The 6,984-nt window shown below is 46.3% G+C and carries 10 protein-coding genes; 9 read left to right on the plus strand and 1 reads right to left on the minus strand.

Features of this window, described 5'->3' with window-relative positions:
• Window positions 1-704 (plus strand): DUF3324 domain-containing protein (locus DY78_RS10745; protein WP_156404121.1); only part of this gene is annotated, 704 nt, incomplete at its 5' end.
• A 581-nt stretch (window positions 705-1,285) separates the two neighbouring features.
• Here DY78_RS10745 and DY78_RS10750 read toward each other — a convergent pair.
• On the minus strand, window positions 1,286-1,969 hold the full coding sequence (locus tag DY78_RS10750) for a YjjG family noncanonical pyrimidine nucleotidase (protein ID WP_024625511.1): 684 nt from the start codon (window positions 1,967-1,969) through the stop codon (window positions 1,286-1,288).
• A gap of 788 nt (window positions 1,970-2,757) precedes the next feature.
• On the opposite strand from DY78_RS10750, the gene DY78_RS10755 reads away from it, so the two are divergent.
• From DY78_RS10755 to DY78_RS10790, 8 genes are all read left to right on the plus strand, one after another.
• Window positions 2,758-3,327: a sugar O-acetyltransferase gene (locus tag DY78_RS10755; RefSeq protein ID WP_024625512.1), complete on the plus strand. Its 570-nt coding sequence runs from the start codon at window positions 2,758-2,760 to the stop codon at window positions 3,325-3,327.
• Between the two features lie 79 nt (window positions 3,328-3,406).
• Window positions 3,407-3,850 carry a universal stress protein gene (locus DY78_RS10760; RefSeq protein ID WP_024625513.1) on the plus strand — a complete coding sequence of 148 codons (444 nt, stop codon included), beginning with the start codon at window positions 3,407-3,409 and terminating at the stop codon, window positions 3,848-3,850.
• A gap of 98 nt (window positions 3,851-3,948) precedes the next feature.
• On the plus strand, window positions 3,949-4,584 hold the full coding sequence (locus tag DY78_RS10765) for a histidine phosphatase family protein (protein ID WP_024625514.1): 636 nt from the start codon (window positions 3,949-3,951) through the stop codon (window positions 4,582-4,584).
• A 98-nt stretch (window positions 4,585-4,682) separates the two neighbouring features.
• Window positions 4,683-4,985, plus strand: coding sequence for a hypothetical protein (locus DY78_RS10770; RefSeq protein ID WP_024625515.1), 303 nt, complete (start codon window positions 4,683-4,685; stop codon window positions 4,983-4,985).
• A 21-nt stretch (window positions 4,986-5,006) separates the two neighbouring features.
• Window positions 5,007-5,264: a hypothetical protein gene (locus DY78_RS10775; protein ID WP_024625516.1), complete on the plus strand. Its 258-nt coding sequence runs from the start codon at window positions 5,007-5,009 to the stop codon at window positions 5,262-5,264.
• On the plus strand, window positions 5,264-5,716 hold the full coding sequence (locus DY78_RS10780) for a GNAT family N-acetyltransferase (protein ID WP_024625517.1): 453 nt from the start codon (window positions 5,264-5,266) through the stop codon (window positions 5,714-5,716). Before DY78_RS10775 ends, DY78_RS10780 begins: the two co-directional genes overlap by 1 nt.
• Before the next feature lie 18 nt (window positions 5,717-5,734).
• Window positions 5,735-6,208, plus strand: a complete 474-nt coding sequence (locus tag DY78_RS10785) for a membrane protein (protein ID WP_024625518.1) — start codon at window positions 5,735-5,737, stop codon at window positions 6,206-6,208.
• 201 nt (window positions 6,209-6,409) lie between these two features.
• Entirely contained in the window at window positions 6,410-6,910 is a 501-nt protein-coding gene (locus DY78_RS10790) for an LURP-one-related/scramblase family protein (protein ID WP_024625519.1), read from the plus strand.
• Window positions 6,911-6,984 lie beyond the last annotated feature (74 nt).

Consider the following 6,984-nt stretch of genomic DNA (forward strand, 5'->3'; position numbering starts at 1 on the left):
CAGGTTATGCTGAACAATTTGTCCAAAAATTCGGATTAAATTTGCAATCTACCACTTACCAAGTTCAGATGCCGAAAAAAGCTTTTACCGGCCAATTAGCGGGTGGCATCTCGTTTTTGAAAAAAGCAGATAAAACCAAATCGAAAAGTGCGATGGGCGTCAAGAACCAATATTCGTACACGATTGCGGTCGTCTTACACGGCAAAAAGGATTTAACGAAAAATAGGTTAACCTTAGGCCAAGTAAAAGCGAGTCAAAATAATGGGCGTAATGCGATTAGTTTAGCGTTTGAAAATCATACGGCGGCTTTTTTGAATCAAGTCAAAACCAACGTCAAGATTTATCATCGTAATGGCAGCAAAGTCGTTTATCATCAGACGAATGCCCATGAACAAATCGCGCCCAACTCTATCTATAAATTTCCATTGCAAGTCGGCGATACGGCTTTAAAGCCGGGCAAGTACACGGCTAAAATTAAAGTCACGTCCAAAAAGCAACATTGGGAATTTACCCGTAACTTCACGATTACGGCGGCAGAAGCGGACAAGCTCAATCAAAATGCAACGATCCAACATCATAACTGGTGGTTATGGATTGGCTTAGCCTTACTATTATTACTCTTGATTCTCTTGTTAATCTGGTATTTACGCCGGAAACAAAAGCGGATTAAAGAATTAGAAAAACAATTAGAAGATAAGCAGTAACCTTTTAAAACCGCGCTGGTCGTTAGCGCGGTTTTTTTGTCGCCATTCATGGTTCTCAGGTCGGTTTGTACTGGAAGGTGGTGATTGCCGCTGCCGGCTGACCGTAATTCCAGCCGCCATGGGGACCGGACCAAGCCTGAGGGGCGGTCTTGGTCCTCGCTTTTGAGCCTAAAGCCCAAGTCTCAAAAGGCGTCCGTGGTGTAAACGGGATACAGCCCAATCCCGTTAACGCCACCCGCATGGCGGCTTCCATTACAGTCAGCCGGCAGCTAGATTGATTTTTGGATGATTATGGTGCCAGTCCAATCCAGTTGGGAGGTTAGAGGCAGTCATGTTGAAAATTCGCTTGCTGTCATTGTGAAATATAATTAACTCACTATCATAATCAATTTTGAGAAAGAACCGGATTGGTGACGCGGCACGCTATTACGGGACCGTGAGTTGGCATCGTAATTTGAGGATGTGAATTGGTTCATGGCGTAGAATTTTTGACTGGTTGGTATCAATCGTGACTAGCATGGGTTCTTGCGGCTTTAGCTAGTAAATAAAAAACGCCTTACCAAAAATGGTAGGGCGTTGCTTTACGCTAAAATCAAATTTTGAATGGCTTTAAAGTTGTCGACATTCGCGATTGGCTGCAAGTTGGTAGTCAGTGGTAGATGCTTAGGATTGTACCAGATACTATCTAAACCAGCATGCTGGGCCCCTAAAATGTCTGATTGCAAACTATCACCGACCATCACGGTGTTGGTGGTGGTCATGTCAGGATTGTGGCTAAAAATCGTTTCAAAAAAGCGCGCATCCGGTTTAGGATAACCGACCGATTCAGAAATGTAAACTTGGTCGAAATATTGATCTAAGTGCGCGCCAATCACGCGATTCATTTGCGTGGCCTTGGTCCCGTTAGTGCCAACGATTAAATGGACGCCCGCTTGGTGTAAGTGGGCTAATAAGTCGGCCGCTCCGGGAACGGTGTAGAAGTTGTGAGCAACTAAGTTCAAATATTCTTGTTGTAAGGCCACGCCGTCAACGGTGATACCGAGGCGAGCAAATACAACTTGAAACCGCGAGTTCAGCAAGGCATCCCGATCGGCGCCTTGTTCAATTTGGTGCCAAACGTCATGGTTATGCGCCAAATAAACTTGCAGGCCATGGTCCAAGTCGGTCACCCCGTATTTTTTCAAAATGGCGGTGATGCCTTCTTTTTCGCCCCGCGTAAAGTCTAATAAAGTATCATCTAAATCAAAAATTGCAAATTGTCGCATCAGTTGCCTCACTTTCACTTTCAGTTTTTGGATACTGGTTGCCGGGGCTGGGCACTAGGGGATGCGCCGTGGGGTAGACCTGGGGCCAAAGAGCGGTCCCCAGGGCGCTTTTGAGCTTGACCATAACCCGTGTCAATCTCAAAAGACGACCCCAATGATGACTGGAAAGGTCGCCCAGTCATCATTGCGACACGGCGCATCCCCTAGTGTCCAGCCGCTAAATAGTTATTGATGGTGCTATTTTAGTTGGCTGAGTTTTGTGTTTACAAATAGAATGATAGCAAATAATTGTAAGTTTTAATCAGCTAGTGAATTGCGAGATTGTTGGATTGATAACGATGAACAAGCTGGCTGTAATTCAGAACACCTTTGCCACATGAGCGGAAGTGTTATACGCAATCCCTAGTAACTCCCTCATTTATGAGTGTATCTATGCCCCTCATCATACAGCAAGTTTTCCCGTTGTGGTATGCTTAATATAGGAAAGGTTGCAGCTATATGCATGTAATCATTTATTGGATGGTCAGCCACCTGACAAATTACCACATCTCAGATAACTCAACCTAGTATGAGCCGGAAGCCAACAGTTGCCTCACCATGGCGAAGTTCTTAGCGGGTGTATTTTGGCCGCTTAGAACTTGCGCCGGGTTGGTAGACTGGTGGGTTTTACCAGGCTGCCAACCGCCCTTGAGACCGTTCTTTGGCTCAAGGTCTGCGCCATGGTGAGGCAACTGTTGGCTGGAGGCGGCAACAAAACATCAAAAACCAAACAACAAAGGAAGTTCAGTATGGAAATCGAGAATGACCCAGCTTATCAACAAATGATTAATGGTGAATTGTATATGGAATCACCACTACTATTGAAGCGCCGTAACTATGTGCGGGAACAAATTATGAAGTATAACCAAATCGCCGATAACGACGAACGCAATGCCGGGATGAAAAGCTTGTTACGTTCCGTTGGTGACCGCTTCTTTGTGGAACCGACATTTGAATTCAGTTACGGGGTCAACATTACGATTGGGGATCACTTTTATGCCAATCACGGCGTCACGATTTGTGATGAAGGGGTCGTTAAAATTGGGAACGACTGTAAGTTTGGCCCTAAAGTGGGTTTGTATACGCCGGTGCATCCGCTAGATCCAACGGTGCGGCGGACAGAAGCGGAACGTACGGCGCCGATTACGATTGGCAATGACGTGTGGATTGGGGGTAGTGCGATGGTCTTACCCGGGGTCACGTTAGGTAATAACGTGGTCGTGGGGGCCGGAGCAGTCGTCACGCACTCATTTCCGGATAATGTCGTGGTCGTTGGTAATCCAGCCCACGTCTTGAAAGAAAATAAACCAACCGCCTAGTTTGACAATTGGGCAGTGGTCGTTGAGAATGAAATTGCACTAGTAAATAGTTTTAAATTTATAGATGGGAGCGTTTTTTATGTCCGAAATGAGTCCTAAAGAGTTTAAACATATTTTAGTCGGGGTCGATGATTCTGATGATGCCCAGTTAGCCTTCCGGTATGCGATTAATCGCGCGAAAACTGATGGCGCTAAGTTAACAATCGTGTCGATTTTGGAACAAGATAACATGAACGTTTACGAAGCCATGAATAAGGATTATGTACATGGCCAACGTTCCGACTTGGAAGCCCACGTGTTGCAATATGAAAAGTTGGCAAAAGATGTTGGGGTGCAAGATGTCACGACGGTCGTCGATGAAGGTAAGCCGGGGGAAACGATTGTTAAGGAAATCATTCCAGCAATTAAGCCTGACTTATTAGTCATTGGTTCAATCGCTAAACACGGCGTGCGCCGGTACTTTGGGTCGCAAGCGGCTTATATGGCGAAGTATTCACCAATTTCAGTGCTAGTTGTTCGTTAACGAAAATTAAAATCAGGTCACAAAAGGCGTGGAATCACTCGGATTCCGCGCCTTTTATGCTATCATTAATCAATATCATTTTATGGAAGAGGCGCATTATGAAATCAATTACGCTTTATTTTGTCGTGAGCGGTGCGACTTATTTTAATCAACTCGATCGTTTTCAAGGCTGGAGCGGCACGCCGTTAACACCGGCCGGGCAACAAGCCAGTGTCGCTGTCGGGCAAAAACTGGCGGCGGTTAAATTCGATACTGCTTATGCGAGTGATACGAGTCGTGGTGGTAAAACGGGACACGCCGTCTTGGCCGCGCAAGCAACGACCACCCAATTGCAATTGTTGGCGAGTTTACGGGCCCCATTTTACGGGGGCTTTGAAGGCTTTGAACAAGCTGCCGTCTGGTCCGGCTTTGCGACCAAGTTAGGTTACCCGAGTGTGGCTAAATTTGAAGCGGATCAAACGCCCATGGCTTTACAGAACTTAATTCACGACCATGATGTGGATAGTTTGGCCGAAAGCGGTGAAGAATTCTGGCAACGTTATCGCAGCGGCTTGGCCCAAGTGACGGCCGCCACGCCGGCTGATGGCAATGTTTTGGTAGTGACCGATAGTATGACGTTGCGCCATTTAATCTTTCAAGCAACCGGTGAACAACCAGCTAACCAAGCAATCGCCCCTAGTACCGTTACCGTCTTGACCCAAGCTGGGGATAAGTGGACCGTGCGCCAAGCGTAATAAGTTATGCACAGTGGATAACTAGTTGGTTGCGATGGCGTATAAAATGCGCTAATGTGAAAGTATAAAAATTATCAATTTAGGAGCGGTTAATTAAAATGCAAGTAAACGTAGTAACGAGTGTTGTCGCTGGTCAAGAAACGGTTGATACGAAAGCCATTCAAGCTTTTATTGACGCCTTAAGTGAACAGTTAGGTAAGGATTACACTTTTAAATTAGATACTGATTATGGCAAGTCATTAGACACTGATGATGCCGATGTTTATTTAGTCTATTTCGGGTCACAAGCTAACTTAACACCAGCGCAACGTCAAAAGATGATTATCTTTTATGCCCAAGATGATGTGGATAACTTAATCATCGGCCGGTTTGTGGATATGTTGCAACAGTTGAACAAATAGTTATCAACAGGGGGTGCTAACATGAGTTTATTAGTATTAGGGATCATTGCGATTATTTTATTTATTCTCGAAGAATTCGTGTTTTCAGCTAGCCGCTATTTCTGGGTTGGTGGGATTGCGCCCATCTTGTGGACGGTTTTCTTGGCGTATGAAGTCATCGTTAACGCGGCAACGTTAACGATGCCGGACTATGTCTTGGCCATGATTGCGGTCATTGTGCCGTACGTTTGCTGGGGGAACGGTTTTTATCGGCGTGAAGCGAAACGGCGGGCGCGCTAATGGTTCAACGACTTACCGCTGACCAAATACCGCGCGAATTATTGTTATTAGCTGACCCTGATTGGCAACAAGTGCAAACGTATTTAACGACTAGTACGAGTTATGGTGTCCGACGCGATGGCCAAGTGGCCGGTATCGTAGTGTTAAGTGCGCTCACGGCTGGTCATCGTGAGATTATGAATTTGGCGGTAGCGCCGAGTTATCAACATCAAGGGATTGCGAAAGCCTTACTAGCGGATGCGATTAAAAGTTGTCAACAGGACCCAGCTTGTCATGAGTTGCAAATTGGGACGGGCAACTCGTCGTTACGACAGTTAGCGATTTATCAACGGGCCGGCTTTGAGATGGTGGCCATTTGGCGCAATTTCTTTGTGGATAACTATCCCGAACCGATTTATGAACAAGGTATTCAGTGTAAAAGTATGGTGCGACTCGCCTTAGCGGTGGATTAGTCGCTGAAGGAGGCCGCTATGTGGCAGGCAAAAAATCTGATTAGTAGCTGGTTTTACAGTGCCATCGCGGTATTTATCGTGATGGTCTTGTCGGCGCGGCAAGCCGTGAACCATATAGTATTAGAATTCAACCCGTTAGTGATTTATTGTATCGTTTGTGGGTTAGTTTTATTTCCAATCATCAAGTATCGCTGGGCGCGTGTCTTTAAAGTCTGGGGTAAGGGCAAGGCCGAAAAGCCCAGTGACCCACGGCCAGACGATGACCAAATCATTAAAGATTCTGGGCGGCCATGGTCGGTAGCGGCCAAGCGCACTAAGCCTAAACCGGTGCCCACGGCTTTAACGCCGCAAGTGGAAGCCAAGGCGGACTTTATGGATGAGTTTATCAATTTCTTTAAAAATATCTTTATGGCAATTGTGTTGATTGTGATTAGTCCGGCGGTGTGTCTGGGTTTTTGGGTCAAAGACCACCGTGTGGGAGGTCAACATTAAGCGCCAACGCCAAGTCAGTCGAATCCTAGTGCCTATCGTAATATTATTGGCGCTGGGATATTTAGCATTAGTGCGCGAAAATCAGTGGTTACAGTTCGTCGGCTTGCTTGGTGGGCTAATTTTAGTTGACCAGGCGCGGCCGGGACGCTTATTAAATCATCTCGTGGTGCATTGGTTGTTTAAACAATAGGGGGCGAAACGATGCGACACCTTTATTTGAATCAAAAAATCTTAGCCGTTCGCGACAAGTTTGCGGTACTCGATGACCAAGAACAACCGGTTTATCAAGTTGCTGGTAGCTTGTTCAGAATTCCAAAGCAGTTTGAAATTACGGATACATCCGGTCGAGTGGTAGGGACGGTGACGAAAAAAGTCGTCGCGTTGATGCCCCGTTTTGACTTGAACATTGACCGCCGCACGGTTGTGACGATTCAAAAGAAAGTGACGTTCTTCAAGCCCCGCTATGAACTGATTGCCGCTGGTTTGACGGTGCAAGGGGACTTCTGGGATATGAATTTTGAAGTCGTGCGGGATGGCGTAGTTGTCGGCAGTGTGGCCAAGCGCTGGTTCAGTATCGGCGACAAGTACGAGATCAGCATTGCCAATGATGACGATGAATTAATCATGGTCGGTTTAGTCGTCGCGATTGATTATGTCAAACGGCTAGAAGCCGCTGGCCGTCGCAGTAGTAGTAGTGAATAAAGCGTCTGCGAATGTTGTCCTCCAGCAAGTTAAAGTGTTTCGCGTACCGGGACCAGCTGGCGCCAAAGAGCGGT

Source organism: Lactiplantibacillus fabifermentans DSM 21115, assembly GCF_000498955.2.
Taxonomy (GTDB): domain Bacteria; phylum Bacillota; class Bacilli; order Lactobacillales; family Lactobacillaceae; genus Lactiplantibacillus; species Lactiplantibacillus fabifermentans.

Excerpts from the sequence above, each read along its gene's own strand:
- DY78_RS10750 (WP_024625511.1), bottom strand. The coding sequence starts at position 1,969 with ATGCGACAATTTGCAATTTTTGATTTAGATGATACTTTATTAGACTTT.
- DY78_RS10755 (WP_024625512.1), top strand. The coding sequence starts at position 2,758 with ATGGAAATCGAGAATGACCCAGCTTATCAACAAATGATTAATGGTGAA.
- DY78_RS10760 (WP_024625513.1), top strand. The coding sequence starts at position 3,407 with ATGTCCGAAATGAGTCCTAAAGAGTTTAAACATATTTTAGTCGGGGTC.
- DY78_RS10765 (WP_024625514.1), top strand. The coding sequence starts at position 3,949 with ATGAAATCAATTACGCTTTATTTTGTCGTGAGCGGTGCGACTTATTTT.
- DY78_RS10770 (WP_024625515.1), top strand. The coding sequence starts at position 4,683 with ATGCAAGTAAACGTAGTAACGAGTGTTGTCGCTGGTCAAGAAACGGTT.
- DY78_RS10775 (WP_024625516.1), top strand. The coding sequence starts at position 5,007 with ATGAGTTTATTAGTATTAGGGATCATTGCGATTATTTTATTTATTCTC.
- DY78_RS10780 (WP_024625517.1), top strand. The coding sequence starts at position 5,264 with ATGGTTCAACGACTTACCGCTGACCAAATACCGCGCGAATTATTGTTA.
- DY78_RS10785 (WP_024625518.1), top strand. The coding sequence starts at position 5,735 with ATGTGGCAGGCAAAAAATCTGATTAGTAGCTGGTTTTACAGTGCCATC.
- DY78_RS10790 (WP_024625519.1), top strand. The coding sequence starts at position 6,410 with ATGCGACACCTTTATTTGAATCAAAAAATCTTAGCCGTTCGCGACAAG.